The organism is Kocuria sp. GQ42, from assembly GCF_059758435.1.
The window spans coordinates 224500-245228 of record NZ_JCAXEN010000005.1; the positions used below are offsets into that span (position 1 = coordinate 224500).

A 20729-nucleotide genomic window follows, 5' to 3' on the forward strand; every position below is an offset into this window, starting at 1 on the left:
GCCGGGTGGGCGGGGGCCTGCTCAGCGGCGGAGCCGGGCGCCCGCGGCGCGCAGGGCCGGCCGCAGGTCCCGGGCGCTGAGCCCGGCCCAGACCGCGAGGAACACGACGGTCGCCCCGAGCGCCGGCAGCACCCGGAAGTCGGGGCCGAGCAGCTGCAGCGCGACCAGGATCATCGCGTAGCCGGCCACGATCCGCAGCAGGACCGTGCCCCACCGCATCCGGTCGAGCCGCCAGACCACCAGCAGCGGCAGCACCGCGCTCAGCAGCGAGCCCACCAGGTAGCCCACCGCGGAGGCGGTGATGCCGAGCTCCGGGCCCAGCAGGAGCATCGTCACCACGCCCACCACCAGACCCAGGCCGTTGGCGGCGGCGAGCACCTTGACCCCCCAGGGCTCGGTGCCGTTGAGCCGGGCGTTCGCGGCGTTGAAGCTGGTCGCCGAGACGGCCAGGAACAGCAGGACCAGCAGCGGCTCGGCCTCCGCGAACTCGGGGTCCCCGAAGTAGACCACCCGGAGCACCGGCTCCGCCCACAGGGCGCCCACGCCGAAGACCGGCAGGAACACCGTGACCATCGTCCGCAGGATCGTGTCCACCTGCCGGGTCAGGCCCGCGGTGTCCCCGGCGGCGTACATGCGGGCCACGCTGGGGGACAGCGCGGTGAGCATCGCCCCGGACAGCATGCTGGCGGGGGTGGCCAGGGACACCGCGGCGGCGTAGAGGCCGACCTCCGCCTTCGTGGCGAAGCTGTCGCCGATCACCAGGGACAGCTGCATCAGACCGCTCGCCGCCAGCAGGTGGGCCGATCCCCACGCGGTGAAGACCAGGATCTCCCGGCGCACCGCCGGGTCGAGGCGCGCCCCGGTGCGGCGGGGCCAGGAGGGCAGCGCGTAGACCGTGTAGCCGAGGATCAGGGGCAGCAGCAGGACCCAGTGCCAGCCGGCGAGCAGGACCAGCAGCAGCAGGGTGAGGGTGAGGAACGAGCTGATGGTGTCCCACGCCGTCGTGGTCACGAACTGGTTGTTGCCCGTGCGGACGCCGCGCACGAAGTTGTAGGCCGACAGGGAGAGCACGAGCAGACCGGCCGAGACCGCGAAGCCCCAGGAGAGCTCGAGCGCGAACGCGGCGTAGAGCACCGCCGAGACGGACAGCAGCGCCATGCCCGCGGACGCGCTGCGCGCGGTGAAGGAGGCCGTCGCCGCCTGCCCCTCGGGGTCCTGGCGGCCCCGGGCCATCGCGATGAACTTGGCGGCCCCCGTGCCCGAGGCCTGGGGCCACAGCAGGACGAGGAACAGGGCCAGCGAGATCGTCAGGTTGACCTCGGCGAGCGCCTCCTGGCCCAGCAGGTTGCCCACCAGGACGCTGTAGCCGAAGCGGGACAGCCCCTGAACGAACACGGCCACCACGGTCAGCGCGAACGCCGACCCCAGGGGGTTGTCAGTGTTCGCGTGGTTGGGCGGCGGGAAGAGGATCGAGCGCAGCCGGGACATCAGGCGGCCGACCCGGTGGCAGGGCTGGTCATCGCGCCCGAGTCTACTCGCGCCCCGGCGCGGTGCCCGGAGCGCCCCGGCCGCGGCCCCGCCGATAGGGTGGCACCATGATCGCCGCCCCCACCCCGTCCAGCAGCATCTCCGGCACCGCGTCAGGCTCCCCGTCCGGCACCGCGTCCGAGGCCGCCCCCGGCCGCACCGGCGCGGGGAAGGGCTGAGCGCCGTGCGCGTGCTCGTCGTCAGCACCTGGTACCCGTCGGCGGAGCGGCCCGGGGAGACGCCGTTCGTCCCCCGGCACGTGCGCGCCGCCGCCCGCCACCACGACGTCCGGGTGCTGCACCTGCGGCTGCTGCGCACCGGGCCGGCCGTCCCGGAGGAGTGGGACGGGGTGCCGGTGCTCCGGCTGCCCTTCCACCCCCTGCGCCCGCTCACGCTGCTGCGGGCGTACGCCGCGCTCCGCCGCCACCTGACCGGGGCCGACGTCCTGCACACCATGCCCTTCTCGGCGGCGCTCGTCTGCCTGCCGCTCGCGGGACGCCGCCCGTGGGTGCACACGGAGCACTGGAACGGCGTGCTCACCCCCGAGCAGAACGGGCCCGTGTGGCGGCTCCTCGCCGGGAGCCGCCGGATCCTGCGCGTCCCGGACCGCGTCACCGGCGTGAGCACCATGATGTGCGACGTGCTGCGCCGCTTCGCGCCGGCCGGGCGGGTGGAGCGGATCGGCAACGTGGTCGACCACGCCGCGCACGTCACGGACCCGCCGCGGGGGCACACCCTGGAGCTCGTCGCGGTCGGCGCCCTGCGCGAGATCAAGGACCCCCTCCTGGCCGTGGACACCGTGGCGTGGCTGCGCGACGCCGGCCACGACGTCCGCCTCACCTGGTGCGGCTCCGGCGGTCTCGAGCAGGAGGTCCGGGAGCGGGCGCGCCGGCTCGGGGTGGGGGAGCGCGTGCAGCTCCTCGGCAGCGTGGGGGCGGACGAGGTGCAGCGGCGCCTGGCCGCCGCCGACGTGTTCCTGCTGCCCAGCCGGTCCGAGACGTTCTGCGTGGCAGCGGCCGAGGCCCTCGCCGCGGGCCGGCCGGTGGTCATGGGCGCCCTCGGCGGGCAGGGGGACTTCGTGCACCCGGGCAACGGGCGCCTCGTGGCCGAGCGCACCCCGGAGGCCTTCGGCGGCGCCGTGCTCGACGTCGTGGCGGATCCGGGACTGCTGGGCCCGGAGGCCATGGCGGCGGAGATCCGCTCCGTCTACGGGTCCGAGCGGATCGGGGCGGACCTCGACCGGCTCTACCGCTCGGTGCTCGCCGGGCGGCGCGGACGCCGTCGGCTTTGACCCCGTGCCCGGTCCTCCCTTAAGCTGGCCCGTGTTGTCCACCCGCGTGGTGGGCCACGGATGGAGACGTGCCAGAGCGGCCGAATGGACTTCACTGCTAATGAAGGGTCGGGGTTAAACTCGACCGGGGGTTCAAATCCCCCCGTCTCCGCGCTCGTGATGTCCCAGGACGTCGGAAACACCCCGGACCCGCGGTCCGGGGTGTTTCGCGTTCCGGGCCCGCGCCCGGCCCCGCCCGTCATCTGCGGCCGTCCCGTGACCGAGGGCCGGCGGCTTCCTAGACTGGGGCTCAGCGCGCCGCCGGCGCCCGAGCCCAGGAGGCCACCATGCCGGAGCAGGACCGTCCGCAGACCACGCCCGCCGCACCCGGTGCGCCCCGTCCCGCCCCCGCCTGGCGCGCCGGACTCACGGACCGCTCCGTCCTCGAGGAGGCCGTCGACGCCGTGACGGTGCGCCGGGTCTTCGGCGAGGCGTACGAGGCGTACGGCACCACGGTCGTGCCCGTGGCCCGCGTCAGGGGCTGGGGCGGCGGCGGCGGGGGCTCGGGCGAGGAGAAGGACAGCTCGGGCAGCGGATCGGGCGTGGGCTACGGCGTGCACGCCGAGCCGGCCGGGGTCTACGTGGTCCGGGGGGACAGCGTCACGTGGCGTCCCGCCGTGGACGCGGGGCGGATCGCCCTCACCCTGGGCCTGGCGCTGTGCGGCGCGGCCGCGCTCGTGGGCTGGGCCGCCGTCACCCGCCGTTCCTGACAGGATGGGGCCATGTCCTTCCTGCTCCGTGTCCTCGTCAACGCGCTCGCCATCTGGGTGGCCGCCTGGATCCTGCCCGGGATGGGCATCGCGGCGGACCCGTCCGTCGTCTCGGCCGTCGGGGGCGAGACGACGGCCTCGGTCCTGGCCTACCTGTTCGTCGGCCTGGTCTTCGGCGCCGTGAACGCGGTCGTGCGGCCCGTGCTGACGATCCTGTCCCTGCCGATCACCTGCCTCACGCTGGGGCTGTTCGCCATCGTGGTCAACGCGGCGATGCTGTGGCTGACGTCCTGGCTGAGCTCCTTCACGCCGCTGCGGCTCGAGATCGACTCCTTCCTCTGGACGGCGGTGCTCGCCACCCTGATCATCGGGGTGGTCTCCCTCCTGATGGGCTGGGCCGTCCCGGACCGCGAGCGCCGCTGACCCGCGCCGGGGCTCAGCCCCGGTGCAGCGCCGTCCAGAGGAACTCGTGGGACAGCGCGTGCAGGCGGGCGGCCTGCCTGTTGTCGCCCGCGCCCGCGTGCCCGCCCTCGGTGGCCTCGTAGAACCACACGTTCTCGTAGCCCATGCCGAGCATCCGCGCGGCGGCCTTGCGCGCCTGGACGGGGCCCACGCGGTCGTCGCTCGTGGCGGTCCAGAACAGGACGTCCGGGTAGTCCCGCCCCTCCTCCAGCAGGTGGTACGGCGAGAACGTGCGGACGGACTCCCACTGCTCCGGGTCGTCCGGGTCGCCGTACTCCGCGATCCAGGAGTAGCCCGCGGACAGCTTCGTGTAGCGGCGCATGTCCAGCAGCGGCACCCCGCAGGAGACCGCCCCGAACAGCTCGGGGTGCCCGGTGAGCATGTTGCCCACGAGCAGCCCGCCGTTGGAGCCGCCCGAGCACGCGAGCGTCTCCCGGGTGCACACCCCGCGGGCCTGCAGGTCCGCCGCGACGGCCGCGAAGTCCTCGTACGCCCGGTGCCGGTTCCCCTGCAGGGCGGCCCGGTGCCACGCGGGGCCGTACTCCCCGCCGCCGCGGATGTTGGCGAGGACGTAGACCCCGGACCGCCCGGCGTCGTCGGTGCGGGTCAGCCAGGACCGCCCGAGGGCCCCGGAGTAGGCGGGGGTCCGGGAGACCTCGAAGCCGCCGTAGCCGGAGAGCAGCGTCGGGTTCCGCCCGTCGAGGACCGGGTCGGCGGGGCCCACCTGGAAGTAGGGCACCCGGGTGCCGTCCGCCGAGACCGCGAAGTGCTGCTCGACCGAGAGCCCGGACGCGTCGAAGAACGCGGGGGCGGTCCTCGCCACCCGCGGCGGGGCCGTCGCCCCGCCGCGGGCCGGGAGGGTGCCGCGGGACACGGTGGTCGGGGTGAGGAAGCCGGTCGCCACGAGCCAGTAGTCGTTGCCCGCCTCCGGGTCCTCGTCGTCGACGGCGTAGGCGTCCACGCTGTGCAGGGCCGGCGCCCCGGGCAGCTCGGACGAGGTCCACGGGCCCGGCTCGGCGACGCGGACCACCGAGGAGACGTCCCGCAGGAGGTTGAGGATCAGCCGGTCGGCCGTCCAGGACCAGGACTGCAGCGACGTGTGCGCGTCCGGGACGAACACGGCGGTCACGGAGCGGTCCCCGGCCAGGAACGCCTCGAGCTCGGCCACGAGCAGGGACCCGGCCGGGTGCACGGTCCCGTCCAGCTCGAGCTCCTCCTGCGGGCGCAGCAGCAGCCACTGCCGGTGCAGGTCCACCGTCACCGAGTCGGGGACGTCGACGTGCACGAGCTCCTCCTCGCGCACCAGGTAGGTCCGGGAGGCGAAGAAGTCGACCACGTCCACGGCCACGTCCCGGACGAAGCCCGGGGTGTGGTCCCGCACGAGCACGGCCTGCACGTGGTCCTCGGCCACCTCGAACACCTGCCGGGCCTCGGCGAGGTCCTGCCCGCGGCGCAGGACGCGCACGGTGCGGGGGTAGGAGGAGGTGGTCATCGAGCCGGGGCCGAAGTCGGTGCCCACGAGCAGGGTGTCGGCGTCCACCCACGTCACGGTGGACTTCGCGGTAGGGACGTCGAAGCCGCCGGGCACGAACCGGCGCTCGTCGAGGTCGAACTCGCGCACCCGCTTCGCGTCGCCGCCGTCGGGGGAGAGGCTGAGCAGCGCCCGCCGGTGCCGCCCGCCGGTGTACTGCGGGCGCAGCAGCCGGGCCCCGCCCCAGACCCAGTCGACGCCCTCCTCGGCGGCCAGCGCGTCGACGTCGAGCAGGACCTCCCACTCGGTGTCCTCGCCGAGCCAGGACTCCCACGTGGTGCGGCGGAAGACGCCGCGGGGGTGCTCGGCGTCGCGCCAGAAGTTGTAGTAGTGCGGCCCGTGCTTGGCGACCATGGGGATCCGCTCGGTCGAGTCCATGACCGCGAGCACGTCGGCCTCGAGGCGGCGCAGCCGCGGGCTCTCGAGCGCCGCCAGGGTGCGGGCGTTCTGCCCGGCGACCCACTCCAGGGGCGCGTCCCCCGTGATCTCCTCCAGCCACAGGTTCTCGTCGTGCGGCTGCTCGGCGGTCGGGCGGGCGGCGGTCTGCGCGGTCTCGGTCATGTCCGCCATCGTAGGCGCAGCCCCGTGCCCGTGGCCCGGCGGGCGGGTCGATATCCTGAGGGCCATGAGCGCAACGGGCAGGCCAGGTTCCGAACGACGAGTCACGGTGATCGGGGCGGGCCCGCGCGGGCTCTCGGCCGTGGAGCGGCTCGCGGCCCGCGCGGCGGCCTCGGGCGCCCGGGTGCGCATCGACGTCGTCGACCCCTTCCCGCCCGGTCCGGGGCACGTGTGGCGGACGAACCAGTCCCCGCTGTACCTCATGAACACGCCCTCGGTGTTCCCCACGGTGATCGCCGACGACGGCGTGCTGCCCGTGGACCCGCTCGAGCCGCTGCGGAACATGAGCTTCGAGCACTGGCGGCTCGCCGCCGTGGCGGGGACCATCGCCGTGGACCCCGACGACGCCGCGCACCTGACCCGGATGACGCCCCAGTCCTATCCCTCCCGGCGGATGTACGGGGTCTACCTTGCCTGGGTCTTCCGCACGCTGCAGGACGCCCTCCCCGCCACCGTGCAGCTCGCCGTGCACCGGGCCGAGGCCGTGGGCGTGCACGTGCGGGAGCACGCCCGGCACCGCTACGACGTGGAGATCAGCGGCGGGCAGAACCTCCCGGCGGACGCCGTGGTGCTCGCCCTGGGCCACCTCGACGCCGACCTGCGCCCCGACCAGCGGGAGCTCGTGGACGGCGCCGCCGAGCTCGGGCTGACCTACTGGCCGCCCGCCGTGCCCGCCGACGCGCACTGGGACGACCTGCCCGCCGGGCGCACCGTGCTGGTGCGCGGCATGGGCCTGAACTTCTGCGACGTCCTGGCCCAGGTCACCGAGGGCCGCGGCGGGATCTACACCCAGGACGGGGAGCGCTACGTCTACCACCCCTCGGGGCGGGAGCCCGTGATCGTGGCCGGCTCCCGCCGCGGCGCCCCGTACCGCTCCAAGGCGGTGCTCGAGGGCTACTACGCCGGCTCCCTCGTCACCCGGTTCTTCACCCTCGACGCCGTGCGGGCGCTCGCGGCGCGGGCGCAGGGACCGCTGTCCTTCGAGACGGACCTCTATCCGCTGATCCGCAAGGACGCCCAGTGGAACTACTACTCCGTCCTGGCACGGACCGCCCCGGACGCCTTCGAGACCGACCCGCAGGAGTTCCTGGCGCGCTTCGACGCCGTGCTCGGCACCGGCGACGACCACCCCGAGGGGCCCTGGACCTCCCGGGCCGAGCGGCTCATCGCGTCCGCGGTGGTCCCGGGACGGCAGCTCAACGCCCTCCGGCTGGCCCGCCCCTTCGAGGGGCTCAGCTTCGGCTCCCACGACGAGTACGCGGCGGCCCTGGTCCACCACCTGGACCGGGACGTGCACGGCGCGCTGGCAGGCGAGGACGACCCGCTGCAGATGGCCGTCGCCTCGCTCAACGCCGCGCGCACCGTGCTCAAGGCCGTGCTGGCGGACCTCGGGATCAGCGACGCCTCCTGGACCGACGAGCTGCGGCGCACGTTCGAGCCCTTCGTGGAGGGCCTCGCCTCCGGGCCGCCGGTGCTGCGGAACCAGCAGCTGGCGGCGCTGGCCCGTGCCGGCGTGGTGCGCTTCCTGGGCCCGGACCCGCAGTTCCTCGTGGACGAGGAGGAGGGCCGGTTCGTGGCGAGCTCCCCGTGGGTCAAGGACGAGCCCTTCCGCGCCGAGCACCTCGTGGAGGCCATGTCCCCGCCCAACGACGTCCGGCGCAACATCTCCCCGCTGCTGTCCGCGATGCACCGGGAGGGCCTGGTGCGGGTCCGGGCCATGGAGACCCGGGACGGCGTCGCGACCGTGCCCGGCACCGGGCTGGACGTCACCCGGCCCCCGTACCGGGCCGTGCGCGTCGACGGCGGCGTGGAGCCCGGCGTCCTCGTGCTCGGCCTGCAGCTCTCGGCCGTCCAGTGGGGCGTGGCGATCGCCGCGGAGGCCGGGGCGTCCGCGGAGCTGGGTGCCCGGACCCTGGCGGACGCCGACCGCATCGCCGCGGCGGTGCTGGGCCCGGCCCCGGCACACGACTGACCCCGGGGACACCGGGGCCGGCGCGCCGCGGCCGGGTCAGCCGAAGCGGCGGTGCAGGACCTCGCGGGCCCGGTCGTCGGCGTGCTCCCGGAGGCCCTTGCCCGGGTGCTCGCCGGAGTTGCCCCTGCCCGGCTTCTGCGGGCCGGCGGGCCCGGCGCCGGCGGGGGCCAGGCCGACGATCTCCGGGTTGTGGTCGGAGGCCCGGTACGGGTCGGCCGCGTAGAGGTCGACCACGTTGTGGTTGTGCCGGCTGTACTCCAGGCCCACCGACTCGTGGGCGTTGATCTCCCAGATGTCCGAGCCCGTGACGATCCCGGCCGCGGCGGGGGACGCCAGGACGTGGTCGAGGGAGCCGACCATCCCGCCGTAGGCGTAGGAGTGCTCGCCCGCCGGCGCCAGGTTCGTGTAGCCGGCGTCGTGCAGGACCCGCATCGGGTCCTCCTGGTCGTAGGAGTTGAAGTCACCGGTCAGGAGGACCCGGTCGGTGCCCTGCGTGGACTTCAGCCGCTCGGCGAAGGCCACCAGCGCCTGGGCCTGGGCGGTGCGGTCGGCGTTCCAGGCCCCGGCGCCGTCCCCGACGTCCGCGTTGGGGCCGGTGGAGGGGGCAGAGCCCTTGGACTTGAAGTGGTTGACGACCACCGTGAAGTCCTCGCCCGCGTCCCCGCCGGCGGGGCGGAACGTCTGGGCCAGCGGCTCGCGGGCGTTGTCGAAGTTCTCCTCGTCGTCCAGGATCACGGACTCGCCCACGGTCCCGAGCGCGGCCGGCTGGTAGATGAACGCGGTGCGGATGACGTCCTCGTCCCCGACGGCGGGCCGCTCGGCCGGTGACGGCACGTACGCCCAGACCGCGGAGCCGGCGGCGGCGTTGAGGGCGTCGACGAGCTCGGACAGGGCCTGGTCCCGGTCCTTGCCGAACTTCGCGGAGTTCTCGATCTCCTCCAGGGAGACGACCTCGGCGTCCAGGGCGTTGACGGCGGCGACGATCTTGGCCTGCTGGCGCTCCAGGTCCTCCTGCTCGGCCGCCCCGCGGGCCTCGCAGCCGCCGCGGACGGTGATCGGGTCGCCGGCGCGGTCGGTGTAGTAGGTGCAGCCGGTGAGCTCGTCGCCGGTGGTGGTGAAGTAGTTCAGCACGTTGAACGTGGCGAGCTGGAGGTCCCCGCCCACGTCCTCCGGGGCGGCGGTGCGGGTGTTCTCAGCGATGACGGGCGCGTCCTCGGGGTTCGTCCCGGTGACGTGCGTCGTGGGCTGGAGGCGCCACTCGTCGAACGAGTAGCCGAGCACCACCGGCGCCACGAAGTCGACGGGCGCCCCGATCCGCATCGGGGTCGTGGGGGAGAGGTAGGGGAGGGGGACCGAGGCGTTGGCGAAGTTGCCGTAGTTGGTCGTGGCGCCGTCGTCGAGCAGGACGCCCCGGGCCTCGTTGTCGGCGGCCTGCGCGGCGGCCTCGGGCGAGCCGGGCGCGCCCACGGCGGTGGGCTGCACGAGCGGGGTGGTGCCGGCCGCCAGGCCGATCTCGCCGTAGCCGTTCAGGGCGTAGTTGTCGGTGATCACGAACTCACCGGACGGGTCGAGCAGCATGCCCTCGAGGTCCTCGCGCTCCGCCTCGTCCGCGGACCAGCCGACGGCGGCGGGCTTGACCTCCTCGGCCGGCTCGTCGAGCACGCGGAGCCCGTCGGCGCGCACGCTGATCCGGGTCTGGCCGTAGTGCTCGGCAACCGTGCCCGTGAGCTCGACGTGCTGGCCGGGCTGCACGGTCCCCGCGGTGTCGGGGGAGTGCACGAACACCCCGTCGGAGGCGTCGTGGGCGGCCGGGTCGAGGTCGCCGCCGGTGCCGGGCGTCTGCACGTAGTAGCCGTTGAGCCCGCCGGTGGCGTAGACGGCGGTGACGACGCCGCGAGTGGTCACCGCCTGCCCCGCCACCGGCGAGACGTCCCCGGTGCCCTGGATCTCCCGGATCTCCCGGATCTCCCGGATCTCCCGGATCGCCGGCTCCACCGGCGGGGTGCCGGCCCCGGGCTCCGGGGCGGGGACGGGCTCCTCGCCGGTCCCGTCCGTGGGGGCCGGGCCCGGCGCGCAGCCCTCGGCCAGGGCCAGGACCTGCTCCGGGGCGCGGACCCGGGTGCCGGAGGGCGCGGCGACGAGCCACACCGGGGCGCCCTCGGCCAGGGCGGAGGTGTCCACGGCGACCGTGGCCGCGCCCCCGGCGACGGCCGCGGTGCCGATCTCGGTGCCCTCCGGCCCGCCCTCGCGCACGGAGAGCTCCGTGGTGGCCGGGGCGCCCAGGGAGGTCATGTCGAGCTGCGCGACCTCGAACTCCACCGTGCAGGCCTCGGCGGCCGCGTTGCCGAGCGACACGGACCGGCGGTCGAACTCCGGGGCGATCGGGGCGTCGGCGGAGCGGGCGGCGAGGTACTCCATCCAGGCGTCGCGGTCGATCCGGCCGGTGTCGGTGACGTCGGTGCCCTCGGTCAGGGCGGTGAAGTTGTCGCCGCCCTCCACCAGGAAGGACACCGAGCCGATCACGTACTCGGCGGCCGGGTCGACGGGCTGCCCGTCGACCGTGATCGAGGTGATCCGCTCACCGGCCGGGCGGGCGGCGTCGAAGGTGTAGGACACGTTCTCGGACAGGCCCAGCTGCAGGTACGGCCGGGACGATCCCTCGGGCTGCCACTGCTGCTCGAGGACCCGCTCGAACTGCTCGCCGGTGAGGGTCACGGTGTTGAGGTTGTTGGCGAAGGGCATCACCTGGTTGGCCTCGGACTCCGTCACCACGCCGTCGCGCTCGCCGTCGATGGCCTGGCCGGGGTCGTCCGCCCAGAGGAGGTCGGCGCGCAGGCCGCCGGGGTTGATGAGGCCGATCTGCACGCCGTCCGACTCGTCCAGGCTGTCGCGGATGGATTCGGCGACCAGGTTGCCGAGGCTCGACTCGGCGCCGCGGTCGTCGCGGGCCTGCACGCCGTCCCGCAGACCGTAGGCGGTGGTGATGTCCCCGGTGATCTCGCCGACCGGGGTGCTGCCCCGCTCCAGGGCCACCGCCTCGGCGTCCGCGACGATCCCGGCGACCTCCGCGACGCGCGGATACCGGGCGACCAGCTCCTCCTCGGTCGCGGTGACGACCTCGTCGACGGCCAGCACGCCGGTGGTGAGGTCGACGTCGTCGGCGGCCTCGTCGTAGCTCAGGGAGATCCGCCCGAGGCTGCCGCCGTACGAGCCGGCCTGCAGGACCGCGCGGTCGAGGTCGCCGTCGCCGTCCACGTCGACGCCCTCGTCGTAGACCTGGTGGGTGTGCCCGTTGAGCACCACGTCCACGGTCGCGCTGGTGCCGGTCACCAGCCGGTCGCCGAGGGCGTCGGCCGCGTCGGCGGCGCCCTCGTGGTAGACGGCCACCACGATGTCGGCCCCGTCCGCCTCGAGCCGCTCGGCCTCGGCGTTGACGGCCTCGACGGGGTCGCCGAAGGTGATGCCCTCGATCGCGCCGGGCGAGACGAGCGTGGCGGTCTGCTGGGTGACGGCGCCGACCACGCCCACGCGCACGCCCTCGACGTCGAACGTCGCGGACGCCTCGGTGACGAGCTCGCCGTCGGGGCCGGTGACGTTGGCCGCCAGGTAGGGGAAGTCGGCGCGCTCGGTGATGCGGCCGGTGAGGTCGTCCGCACCCCGGTCGAACTCGTGGTTGCCCACGGCGGAGGCGTCGATCTCGAGCGCGTCGAGCACGTCGAGGGTGGGGGCGTCCTGCTGCACGGCCGAGACGTACTCGGAGGCGCCCACGTTGTCCCCGCCGGACAGCAGCAGCGTGCCGTCCTCGTTCTCCGCGCGCAGCTGCTCGATCGCGCCCGCGAAGAGGAGGGGGTCGGAGGAGAGCCGGCCGTGGTAGTCGTTGAAGTAGAGCAGCTCGACGGCCGTCTCCCCGGCCGCGGTCGCCCCCGCGTCCGGGGCCGGCGGGGGCGCCGTCCCCTGGGCGGACGCCGCGGGGAGGACCAGACCGGTCGAGGTGACCACGGCGCCGGCGGCGAGCGCGGCGAGCAGGGCGGAACGGTGCTTCTGGGGCGCCATGGGGGTCCTCCGGGGGATGCGGCGGTGCGTTGTCCCCATTTCAGCACGCAGAGGTGAACGGCGGACCACGACACCGCGACATTTCGCCGGCCCCGGGACGGGCCGAGGCCCCCACCGGCGGGTTCGCGGTGGGGGCCTCGTGCGAAGGCGGAAGGTAAGGGATTTGAACCCTTGGTACGGGGTCACCGCACACCGGTTTTCAAGACCGGCTCCTTAGGCCGCTCGGACAACCTTCCCCGCGCCCGTCCGGTCCCCGGCGGGGGCGGCGGAGCGCGTCGCCCATTCTTCCACGGCGCCCGGAACGCCGCCAAAGCCCCGGTAGGGTGAGCGCGTGGACGCACCCGAGAGCCCCGACCGCGGGACGACGACGATCGTGTGGTTCCGGGACGATCTGCGCGTCACGGACCACCCCGCCCTCGACGCCGCGTGCCGGCGCGGCGCGGTGGTTGCCCTCTGCGTCCTGGACCAGGAGTCCGAGGGGGTCCGGCCCCTCGGCGCGGCCGCGAAGTGGTGGCTGGACGGGTCGCTGCGGTCCCTGCGGGAGTCGCTCCGGGAGCTGGGCATCCCCCTGGTGCTGCGCCGCGGTCCCGCCGGGGCCGTGCTCCCCGAGGTCCTCGAGCGCACGGGGGCGGGCGGCATCACGTGGAACCGCCGCTACGGCGGGCCGGAGCTCGCCGTGGACGCCGGGGTGAAGCAGTGGTGCGCCGCGCACGGGGTGGAGGCGCACTCGTTCCAGGCCGCGCTGCTGCACGAGCCGTGGACCCTGCGCACCGGCGCCGGCGGCCCGTACAAGGTGTTCACCCCCTTCTGGAAGGCGCTCCGGGCGCTGGAGATCCGGCAGCCGCTCCCCGTGCCCGGGCCGGGCCGGGGGGCCGCCTCGGCGGTGGCGGCGGCCGCCGGCACCGAGGACCAGGACGACTGGGACCTGGTGCCGTCCCCGGAGCGCGCGGCCGGGCTGGCCGCGGTGTGGACGCCCGGGGAGGCGGCCGCGTGGGAGCGGCTGGACGACTTCCTGGACCGCGTCGAGGACTACGCCGAGGGCCACGACCGGCCGGACCGGGACGGCACCAGCCGGCTCTCCCCGCACCTGCGGTGGGGCGAGATCAGCCCGTTCGCGGTCTGGGACGCGGCCGTCCGGCACCGGTCCGAGCAGGGGAGCAGCCCGGGGCTGGAGAAGTTCCTGGCCGAGCTGGGCTGGCGGGAGTTCAACTGGCACCTGCTCCACCAGGTGCCGGACCTGCACGTGCGCCACGTCCGCCCGGCCTTCGACGCGTTCCCGTGGCGGGACCCGGCGGAGGCCGCCGGCGACGTCCGGGCCTGGCAGGAGGGGCGCACCGGCTTCCCGCTCGTGGACGCGGGTATGCGGCAGCTGCGGGCCACGGGGTGGATGCACAACCGGGTCCGGATGGTCGCCGGGTCCCTGCTCACCAAGAACCTGCTGGTCGACTGGCGGGTGGGGGAGCAGTGGTTCTGGGAGACGCTCGTGGACGCCGAGCCGGCGAGCGGGCCCGGGAACTGGCAGTGGGTCGCGGGCTCCGGCGCGGACGCGAGCCCGTTCTTCCGGATCTTCAACCCGCTGACCCAGGGCCGGAAGTTCGACCCCGAGGCCCGCTACATCCGCCGCTGGGTCCCCGAGCTGGCCGGCGACGAGGGCGTGGACCCGCACGAGCCCGGTCTGCTCGGCCCGTCGGTGGGCTACCCGGAGCCGGTCGTGGACCTGCCGGCCAGCCGCGGACGCGCCCTCGACGCCTACGCCTCGATCCGCTGAGGGCGGCGCCGGCGCCCCCCTGTTCGCCACGGGCCGACGCCGGGTGACCGGGTGCCCGCCCCGCGACACAATGGGAGCGACCGTCGCCCCGACCGGAAGGCCCCACCATGCGCGCAGTGCTCGAGACCACCCCCGGCGGACCGGAGGTCCTCGCCGTCGCCGAGGTCCCCGCCCCGGAGCTCACGCCCGACGGGGTGCGGATCCGGGTCCGGGCCGCCGGGATCAACCGGGCCGACGTCATGCAGCGGCTGGGCAGGTACCCGGTCCCGCCCGGGGCGTCGACCGTCTTCGGCCTCGAGGTCTCGGGCACGGTGCAGGAGCTCGGCCCCGAGGTGCCCGCCGGCGCCGGGTTCGCCCCCGGCGACGAGGTCGTCGCCCTCCTGGACTCCGGGGGCTACGCCGAGGAGGTCGTCGTCCCGGCCGGCCAGGTCCTGCCCGCGCCCGCCGGGGTGGACCTCGTCGCCGCCGCCGGCCTGCCCGAGGTGTGCGCCACGGTGTTCTCCAACGTCTTCATGGCCGCCGCCGCCCGTGAGGGCGAGACGGTCCTGGTGCACGGCGGCACCGGCGGGATCGGCACCAACGCCCTCCAGATGTGCCGGGCCCTCGGCCTGCGCGTGCTCACCACGGTCGGCAGCCCGGAGAAGGCCGATGCCGCACGGCGGCTCGGCGCCGAGGCGATCGACTACCGGCAGGAGGACTTCGTGGCGCGCGTGCGGGAGCTCACGGACGGGCACGGCGCCGACATCGTGCTCGACGTCGTGGGCGGCTCCTACCTGGGGCGCAACCTGGACGCGCTGGCCACCAACGGCCGGATCGCGGTCATCGCCACCCAGGGCGGGCGGACGGGGGAACTGGACCTCGGCAAACTCATGGCCAAGCGGGCCGCCGTGATCGGCACCACGCTGCGCCCGCGGCCCGTGGCGGAGAAGACCCGCATCATGGCCGCCGTGCGGGAGCACGTGTGGCCCCACGTCGAGTCAGGGGCCGTCCGCCCGGTCGTGGACCGCACGTTCCCCCTGGACGAGGTCGCGCGGGCCCACGAGTACTTCGACTCCGGCACGCACATCGGCAAGGTGCTGCTCGTCCCCTGAGCGCACCCCTCGGCGCGGCCGCGGACGGCCCGGTCCCGGCGCGTCGTCGGGCCCGGCCCGGCCCGCCCTCCGCGCGCACGGAGGGCGGGCCGAGCCGCCGTAGGATGGACTGTCTCCACTCGAAAGGACCGCCCGTGGCATTCCTGCGCGACTACCGCGCCGCTCGCCGTGACGAGGCCGAGCTCGGTCTGGGCGTGTGGCGCCGCGCCCACGACCGGTTCCGCCGGGGTCTGGACCGCTTCCACCAGATCCTCGAGAGCCTTCCGGACAAGACGCTCGCGCAGTCCGTGGTGCCCACCGCCAACGCGCTCGCCGATCTGCTGCCGGAGGTGCGGGCCGTGTGCGCGGCGGCGCAGCGCACGGCGCCGAGCAGCAGCCACGACATCCCGGCCTCCCCGGGCGGCTACCTCAACGACGTCCACCGTGAGCTCTCCCGGGCCGGCAACGCGATGGCCCAGGCGGCGGAGGCCCTCACCATGGCCCGGTTCGTGCGGGCCGACGAGGAGTCCTCGGCCCACCGGCTGGACGCGGTCGTCCGCCGGGCCGAGGCGGTGCGGGAGCACGTGGAGCGCGCCGAGGAGCTGCTGCGGCGCGGCTGAGCCCGTTCCCGGCGGTGACGGGGTGGACCCGACAGCCTGCTGATGGTTTGATGGGCGGCATGACCTCCTCCGGATTCGACTACCGCGCGGCCGACGGCGAGTTCGACGCCCGCAGGTCCCGCTCGCCCCTCGGCCGACCCGGCCGCGGAGGCCCCGGCCGCTTCGGCCCGGGCTACGACCTGTCCGGCCACCGGGGCGAGGGGTACGGGCGCCGCTCCGGCTTCCGGATGCTCCCCTTCCCCGGGTACTCCACCCGGACGCGCCGCGGCACGAACGTCACGGTGGGCGGCTGCTGTCTGCCCCTGCCGATCGGGTGCCTGACCACCACGGTCCTCGCGGGCGCGGCGGCCGTCCTCGTGGGCCGCGCCGTCCGCGACTGAGACTGAGCGTCCCGGTGGGCCGGGCGGCGGATCACGCGGCCGCCGGCTCCGCGCGGAGGACCTCGACCGGGACGGGCACGACGCGCTCGACCGGGACGGCGTGCTCCGCCGGGACGGGTGCGAGGTGCTCGACCGGGGCGGGTCCGTCCTCCTCGGCCTCCAGCGGCGGGCAGAGACGCCAGCCGACGGCCTCCAGGTCGAGGGCGAGACGCGTCTGGCCGGTCACGGCGCCCTCGTCGCAGTAGCGGCCGAACGACCGGTGGACGTCCTCGAGCGCCTGCCAGCGGATCAGCGCGGCCGGGCCCCCGACGGCGGTGGACCGGGCGGAGACGGCGCCCACGTTGCGGTCCCGGAGGGCGGCCAGGGCGCGGGCCAGGAAGCCCGGCGGCAGCCGGACGCCGGGGTCGAGGACCAGCACCAGGTCGTCCGGCTCCATCCGGACGGTGTCCAGGGCCTGGTTGAGCGCCCCGGCACGGTGGTGCCGGTTGTCGACGGTGAGCAGGACCTCGGCGCCGGCGTGCAGGGCGACCTCGACGGTGGCGTCGGTGGAGTCGTCCGACATGACGAGGATGCGCTCCGGCGGACGGGTCTGGCGGTGGAGGGAGACGACCGCGTGCTCGACGCGGGCCGCCTCGTCGTGGGCGGGAATGATCGCGGCGATCATGACGACTTCTCTCGGCGTGCCCGGCGTGCGTCCCGCCGCTGACGTCCCCCTGCGGCGGAGCGCCCGACCGGCCCCTGAACGAGTGTTCTCGGTGACAACGTGAGCCCCCTGACGTGTTGTCCTGGACCAAAGTCTAGGCACCACGACGGACACTTTACAGACGCAAATCAGGGGACGTCCGCCCCGGCCGGACGCGGGTCCAGCGCGTCCCCGGGGGTGCTACACCTCGTCCCGGCCGCACACCCGGCACAGCTTCCAGACGTTCGTGTCCCCGTGCCGCTCGAACACCACCCGGCTGACCAGGGCCTGGATCAGGGCGAGCCCGCGGCCGGACTCGCGGTGCTCCTGCGCCATGGCCTTCGTGAGGTCGACCTGCGCCGGTGCGGCGCCGATCTCGTAGATCCTCGCCTCCAGCCGGTGGGGGTCCGCGACCAGGTCCACGGAGAGCTCGATCGGGTCCTCCGCCGCGGGCACCGCGTGCACCACCACGTTGCCGGCCGCCTCCACGACCGCGAGCGTGAAGGCCATCCGGTCGGTCTCGGGCACGAACGCGGCCTCCCCCCACAGCTCGTCCAGGTCCTCGTGCAGGGCGTCCACCGTCAGAGCGGTGGCCGGGCCCCGGCGCGAGCGGCGGGCCGTGGGCTCAGTCATCGGCGAAGGCCGCGTCGGCGGTGTCGTAGGGGGTCAGGACGCGGTGCATGCTGGTGAGCTCGAGGACCATGCGGACCTGGGGGCGGACGTTCGCGATCCGCAGGTCGCCGCCGGCCTGGCGGGCCAGCTTGAGGCACCCGATGAGGGCGCCCAGACCGGACGAGTCCATGAACTCGGTGCCGCCGAGGTCGACCACCACGTGGTTGCTGCCCTCGTCGACGACCTTCGCCACGACCTCCCGGAGCTTGGGCGCTCCCACCATGTTGAGCCGTCCGGTGCCCGTGATGTGGGCGAACCTCGGCTTCTGCTCAATCGTGAACTGCATCGGCACTCCTCTCCTCGGGCTCGAAGCCCGTGTATCTCGCGGCGGTGACGAGCACGCTCAGCACCACCAGGTCGAAGGCGACCCAGGCCACGTTGACCAGGGTTCCCACCGGTTCGTTCAGCCCCACCGCCAGCCGGGCGGTCCCCACCAGGAGGGCCGCGGCCAGCAGCCCCATCACCACCAGCTGGGGGCGGATGAGGTGCCAGGCCGGGCCGGCGTCCTGCCGCACCTTGGGCGTGACGGCGAAGCCGAGGGGGCGACCGAACCAGACGTTGCGGGCGGCCGTGGTGCACGCCCTGATCCAGATGGGGAACAGCGCCAGGCTGTACTGCTGGCCGCGCCAGGTGGGGATGCCCCGGCCCACCACGAGGAACAGCAGCTGGTTCACCACCATGAAGGGGATGAAGCGGACGAAGAAGTCCCAGCTGAGGCTCGTGACGGGGAGGATGCCCAGCACCAGGTACACGATGGGCGCGGCGAAGTAGACGACGGCCGCGAAGCCGGACAGGTAGCTCCACATCGTGGCGAAGTACATGAGCCGCTGGCCCCACCCCAGCCGGCGCTGCAGCAGCGGGTTCTCCCGGAGCAGCACCTGCACCGTGCCCTGCGCCCAGCGCAGGCGCTGGGTGAGCATGGTCTTCAGGTCCTCGGGGGCCAGGCCGTGGGCGAGGACCTCGTGGTGGTAGACGCTGCGCCAGCCCAGGCCGTGCAGGCGCATCGCGGTGGCCATGTCCTCGGTGACCGAGATCGTCGCCAGCGGCATCACCGGCTGGGCCTCGCCGGGCCGGTCCACGGAGACCGCCTCGAGCACCTCCCGCACCGGTTCCACGGCGGCCAGCGGGGACAGGTCGCGGCGGGACATCCGGTCCACGGCGGAGGCGAGCTCGTCCGGCCAGACCATGCCGTCCTCGGGGGGCAGGTCCAGGGCGGCGATCGAGGCGAGGTCCGCCTCGATCTGGGAGAAGTCCTGCGTGACGGTGCGCCGGGCCGCCGCGTCCACCTCGCGCTGCAGGCGGTAGGTCAGCTCGGTCAGGGGGGCGCCGGCCTTCAGCTCGGCGCGGGCCCGCTCGGTGGCGGCCTCGACGTCGTCGAGCATGCCGGCGACGACGGGGTTCGCGGCCTCCGGGGACCGTCGCGCCCTCCGCAGGGCGGCCCGGGTGCGGGCGAGGGACTCCTTCACGTCCTGCTCGACCTCCTGGACGTAGCCGGAGAGGCCGAGCTGCATGAGCGCCTCGCGGCGCAGGATCGCGTTGGAGCCGCAGAAGAAGGCGGCGTTCCAGCCGTCCTTGCCCTGCTGGATGGGGCCGTAGAACAGGGGGGCCTGGCTGCCGAGCGGATCGTGGTCCGGCACGTTGACGAACCACTGCGGCGTCTGCACGAGCGCCACCTTGCGGTCGTTGAACCAGCCCAGGGTCCGGTCCAGGATCTCCGGGGCCGGGACCTGGTCGGCGTCGAGGATCAGCAGGAACTCGCCCTGGGTGAGCATCAGGGCGTTGTTGAGGTTGCCGGCCTTGGCGTGGCGCGGCCGGTCGGTCCAGTCCTCGCTGCGCGTCAGGTAGCCCAGCCCGTGCTCGGCGGCGAGCGCCTCGAGCTCGGGGCGGGCCCCGTCGTCGAGGATCCACGTGCTGTGCGGGTGCCGGATGGCCTGCGCCGCCAGGGCGGTGCCCATCACGAGGTCGAGGGGCTCGTCGTAGGTCGTGATGAACACGTCCACGGTGGCGCCCGCGGGCGGGGCGCCGGCCTCCCCGCGCCGCCGGAGCCGCCAGACGGTGAGCCCGAAGAGCGAGACGTCGATCAGGCTGTACGTCTCGGCGAGCACCAGGGGAACGGCGATCCACCACGCCGACCAGTTCAGCGACTCGAGCCAGCGCCAGGTGATGTAGTTGACGCCCAGCAGGAGGGTCAGGACGACGAGGAGCCGGACGAGGAAGCGGTTCACGGGGCGGCCAGGCGGCGGACGACCACGGCGGTGACGTCGTCGGTGCGGGTCTCCTCGCCGGCGAGGTCGAGGACCGCGGTGCAGGCGGAGGAGGCGTCCTCGTGGCGGGAGACCACGTTCGCGACCGCCCGCACGGCGTCGTCGACGTCCTCGTACGCGTCGAGGAGGCCGTCGCTGACGACGACGAGGGCGTCGCCGGGCGCGAGCACGATCCGGCCGGGCACCCACTGCGTCCCGGGCACCGCCCCCACCGGGGGGCCGCCCGGGCGCAGCCGGTCGATCCCGTCCGCGCGCACGTGCAGTCCCAGCCCGTGGCCCGCGTCGACGTACTCCACGACCCCGTCGGCCGTGTCCAGGCGGGCGTGGAAGAGCGTGACGAAGGAGTCGGAGTGGGCGAGGTCGTGCTCGAGGTGCCGGCAGGTGTCGCCGAAGGCCTGCGCCATGTCCGGCTGCCCGGCCGCGGAGCGCAGCACGGCGCGCACGGTGGCGGCGATGAGCGCGGCCCCCATGCCCTTGCCCATGGCGTCGGCCAGCGAGACCTGGAGCCCGCCCTCGGTCGTGTACCAGTCGAAGAAGTCCCCGCCCACGCTGCGGGACGGCCGGCACGCCCCGGCCACGTCGTAGCCGGGCACGGCCGGGGCGGCGGCGGGCAGCAGGCTGCGCTGGACCTCGGCCGCGCGGCGCAGCTCCTCGGCGTCGGCCTGCTCCGCCCGGGCGCGCGGCCGGCGGAACATCGCCTCGATCCTGGCCTGCAGCTCCCGGGGGCTGAACGGCTTGCTGATGTAGTCGTCCGCCCCGCGCTCGAGGCCCTCCAGCCGGTCGATCTCGCCCGGGCGCGCCGTGACCATGAGCAGGTAGGCGTCCGAGAACTGCCGCACCCGCCGGCAGACCTCCAGCCCGTCGAGGTCCGGGAGGCTGAGGTCCAGGGTGATGAGGTCGGCGCCGTCGCGGCGCACGGCCTCGATGCCCTCGAGGCCGGTCGCGGCGGTCGTCACGGTGAAGCCGCGCATGCCGATGGTCTGGGCGAGGAGGTTGCGGATGTCGTCGTGGTCTTCGATCACGACGGCACGGCGACCCTGGGGGGAGGGGGTCATGGACTCATTAAGCCG

General features: G+C 74.7%; 16 protein-coding genes and 2 tRNA genes. 9 read left to right on the plus strand and 9 right to left on the minus strand.

Annotated features, from left to right (window positions below):
* Window positions 1-21: 21 nt before the first annotated feature.
* Window positions 22-1488: a lipopolysaccharide biosynthesis protein gene (locus AC6CH6_RS12370; protein WP_498255343.1), complete on the minus strand. Its 1467-nt coding sequence runs from the start codon at window positions 1486-1488 to the stop codon at window positions 22-24.
* Window positions 1489-1711: 223 nt separating this feature from the next.
* Here AC6CH6_RS12370 and AC6CH6_RS12375 point away from each other — a divergent pair, with 223 nt between their 5' ends.
* From AC6CH6_RS12375 to AC6CH6_RS12390, 4 genes are all read left to right on the plus strand, one after another.
* On the plus strand, window positions 1712-2818 hold the full coding sequence (locus AC6CH6_RS12375) for a glycosyltransferase (protein ID WP_498255344.1): 1107 nt from the start codon (window positions 1712-1714) through the stop codon (window positions 2816-2818).
* A 62-nt stretch (window positions 2819-2880) separates the two neighbouring features.
* Window positions 2881-2969: transfer RNA gene (locus AC6CH6_RS12380), tRNA-Ser, on the plus strand.
* A 175-nt stretch (window positions 2970-3144) separates the two neighbouring features.
* Window positions 3145-3567 carry a spore germination protein GerW family protein gene (locus AC6CH6_RS12385; protein ID WP_017831992.1) on the plus strand — a complete coding sequence of 141 codons (423 nt, stop codon included), beginning with the start codon at window positions 3145-3147 and terminating at the stop codon, window positions 3565-3567.
* A 12-nt stretch (window positions 3568-3579) separates the two neighbouring features.
* Window positions 3580-3990: a phage holin family protein gene (locus AC6CH6_RS12390; RefSeq protein ID WP_017831991.1), complete on the plus strand. Its 411-nt coding sequence runs from the start codon at window positions 3580-3582 to the stop codon at window positions 3988-3990.
* Between the two features lie 13 nt (window positions 3991-4003).
* Here AC6CH6_RS12390 and AC6CH6_RS12395 read toward each other — a convergent pair whose 3' ends face one another.
* Entirely contained in the window at window positions 4004-6121 is a 2118-nt protein-coding gene (locus AC6CH6_RS12395; protein WP_498255345.1) for a prolyl oligopeptidase family serine peptidase, read from the minus strand.
* Between the two features lie 106 nt (window positions 6122-6227).
* On the opposite strand from AC6CH6_RS12395, the gene AC6CH6_RS12400 reads away from it, so the two are divergent.
* Complete coding sequence (locus AC6CH6_RS12400; protein WP_498255346.1) at window positions 6228-8150, plus strand: FAD/NAD(P)-binding protein; 1923 nt, start codon at window positions 6228-6230, stop codon at window positions 8148-8150.
* Window positions 8151-8186: 36 nt separating this feature from the next.
* Here the strand turns inward: AC6CH6_RS12400 and AC6CH6_RS12405 are convergent, their stop codons facing one another.
* Window positions 8187-12203: an ExeM/NucH family extracellular endonuclease gene (locus AC6CH6_RS12405; protein ID WP_498255347.1), complete on the minus strand. Its 4017-nt coding sequence runs from the start codon at window positions 12201-12203 to the stop codon at window positions 8187-8189.
* 148 nt (window positions 12204-12351) lie between these two features.
* Window positions 12352-12439 (minus strand) — tRNA-Ser (locus AC6CH6_RS12410).
* A gap of 95 nt (window positions 12440-12534) precedes the next feature.
* On the opposite strand from AC6CH6_RS12410, the gene AC6CH6_RS12415 reads away from it, so the two are divergent.
* The 4 genes from AC6CH6_RS12415 to AC6CH6_RS12430 all read left to right on the plus strand — a co-directional run bounded on the left by AC6CH6_RS12415 (window position 12535) and on the right by AC6CH6_RS12430 (window position 16041).
* The gene (locus AC6CH6_RS12415) at window positions 12535-13971 is read left to right on the plus strand and encodes a cryptochrome/photolyase family protein (protein WP_498255348.1); all 1437 of its coding nucleotides are present in this window, start codon (window positions 12535-12537) and stop codon (window positions 13969-13971) included.
* Between the two features lie 107 nt (window positions 13972-14078).
* Window positions 14079-15062 carry an NAD(P)H-quinone oxidoreductase gene (locus tag AC6CH6_RS12420; protein WP_498255349.1) on the plus strand — a complete coding sequence of 328 codons (984 nt, stop codon included), beginning with the start codon at window positions 14079-14081 and terminating at the stop codon, window positions 15060-15062.
* Window positions 15063-15196: 134 nt separating this feature from the next.
* A complete protein-coding gene (locus tag AC6CH6_RS12425; protein WP_017831984.1) occupies window positions 15197-15661 on the plus strand; it encodes a hypothetical protein in 465 nt (154 codons plus the stop codon).
* Window positions 15662-15720: 59 nt separating this feature from the next.
* Window positions 15721-16041, plus strand: coding sequence for a hypothetical protein (locus tag AC6CH6_RS12430; RefSeq protein WP_498255350.1), 321 nt, complete (start codon window positions 15721-15723; stop codon window positions 16039-16041).
* Between the two features lie 31 nt (window positions 16042-16072).
* Here AC6CH6_RS12430 and AC6CH6_RS12435 read toward each other — a convergent pair whose 3' ends face one another.
* The 5 genes from AC6CH6_RS12435 to AC6CH6_RS12455 form a co-directional block, all read right to left on the minus strand.
* Window positions 16073-16705 carry a glycosyltransferase family 2 protein gene (locus tag AC6CH6_RS12435; RefSeq protein ID WP_498255351.1) on the minus strand — a complete coding sequence of 211 codons (633 nt, stop codon included), beginning with the start codon at window positions 16703-16705 and terminating at the stop codon, window positions 16073-16075.
* 219 nt (window positions 16706-16924) lie between these two features.
* On the minus strand, window positions 16925-17356 hold the full coding sequence (locus AC6CH6_RS12440) for an ATP-binding protein (RefSeq protein WP_498255352.1): 432 nt from the start codon (window positions 17354-17356) through the stop codon (window positions 16925-16927).
* Window positions 17349-17681: an STAS domain-containing protein gene (locus tag AC6CH6_RS12445; protein WP_017831980.1), complete on the minus strand. Its 333-nt coding sequence runs from the start codon at window positions 17679-17681 to the stop codon at window positions 17349-17351. Before AC6CH6_RS12445 ends, AC6CH6_RS12440 begins: the two co-directional genes overlap by 8 nt.
* Complete coding sequence (locus AC6CH6_RS12450; RefSeq protein ID WP_498255353.1) at window positions 17665-19620, minus strand: glycosyltransferase family 2 protein; 1956 nt, start codon at window positions 19618-19620, stop codon at window positions 17665-17667. Before AC6CH6_RS12450 ends, AC6CH6_RS12445 begins: the two co-directional genes overlap by 17 nt.
* The gene (locus tag AC6CH6_RS12455; RefSeq protein ID WP_498255354.1) at window positions 19617-20714 is read right to left on the minus strand and encodes a PP2C family protein-serine/threonine phosphatase; all 1098 of its coding nucleotides are present in this window, start codon (window positions 20712-20714) and stop codon (window positions 19617-19619) included. Before AC6CH6_RS12455 ends, AC6CH6_RS12450 begins: the two co-directional genes overlap by 4 nt.
* Window positions 20715-20729 lie beyond the last annotated feature (15 nt).

What these genes read in the sequence shown, in the direction of transcription:
- AC6CH6_RS12370 (WP_498255343.1), bottom strand. Translation starts at nt 1,488, where the DNA reads ATGTCCCGGCTGCGCTCGATCCTCTTCCCGCCGCCCAACCACGCGAAC.
- AC6CH6_RS12385 (WP_017831992.1), top strand. Translation starts at nt 3,145, where the DNA reads ATGCCGGAGCAGGACCGTCCGCAGACCACGCCCGCCGCACCCGGTGCG.
- AC6CH6_RS12390 (WP_017831991.1), top strand. Translation starts at nt 3,580, where the DNA reads ATGTCCTTCCTGCTCCGTGTCCTCGTCAACGCGCTCGCCATCTGGGTG.
- AC6CH6_RS12395 (WP_498255345.1), bottom strand. Translation starts at nt 6,121, where the DNA reads ATGACCGAGACCGCGCAGACCGCCGCCCGCCCGACCGCCGAGCAGCCG.
- AC6CH6_RS12405 (WP_498255347.1), bottom strand. Translation starts at nt 12,203, where the DNA reads ATGGCGCCCCAGAAGCACCGTTCCGCCCTGCTCGCCGCGCTCGCCGCC.
- AC6CH6_RS12420 (WP_498255349.1), top strand. Translation starts at nt 14,079, where the DNA reads ATGCGCGCAGTGCTCGAGACCACCCCCGGCGGACCGGAGGTCCTCGCC.
- AC6CH6_RS12430 (WP_498255350.1), top strand. Translation starts at nt 15,721, where the DNA reads ATGACCTCCTCCGGATTCGACTACCGCGCGGCCGACGGCGAGTTCGAC.
- AC6CH6_RS12435 (WP_498255351.1), bottom strand. Translation starts at nt 16,705, where the DNA reads ATGATCGCCGCGATCATTCCCGCCCACGACGAGGCGGCCCGCGTCGAG.
- AC6CH6_RS12440 (WP_498255352.1), bottom strand. Translation starts at nt 17,356, where the DNA reads ATGACTGAGCCCACGGCCCGCCGCTCGCGCCGGGGCCCGGCCACCGCT.
- AC6CH6_RS12445 (WP_017831980.1), bottom strand. Translation starts at nt 17,681, where the DNA reads ATGCAGTTCACGATTGAGCAGAAGCCGAGGTTCGCCCACATCACGGGC.
- AC6CH6_RS12455 (WP_498255354.1), bottom strand. Translation starts at nt 20,714, where the DNA reads ATGACCCCCTCCCCCCAGGGTCGCCGTGCCGTCGTGATCGAAGACCAC.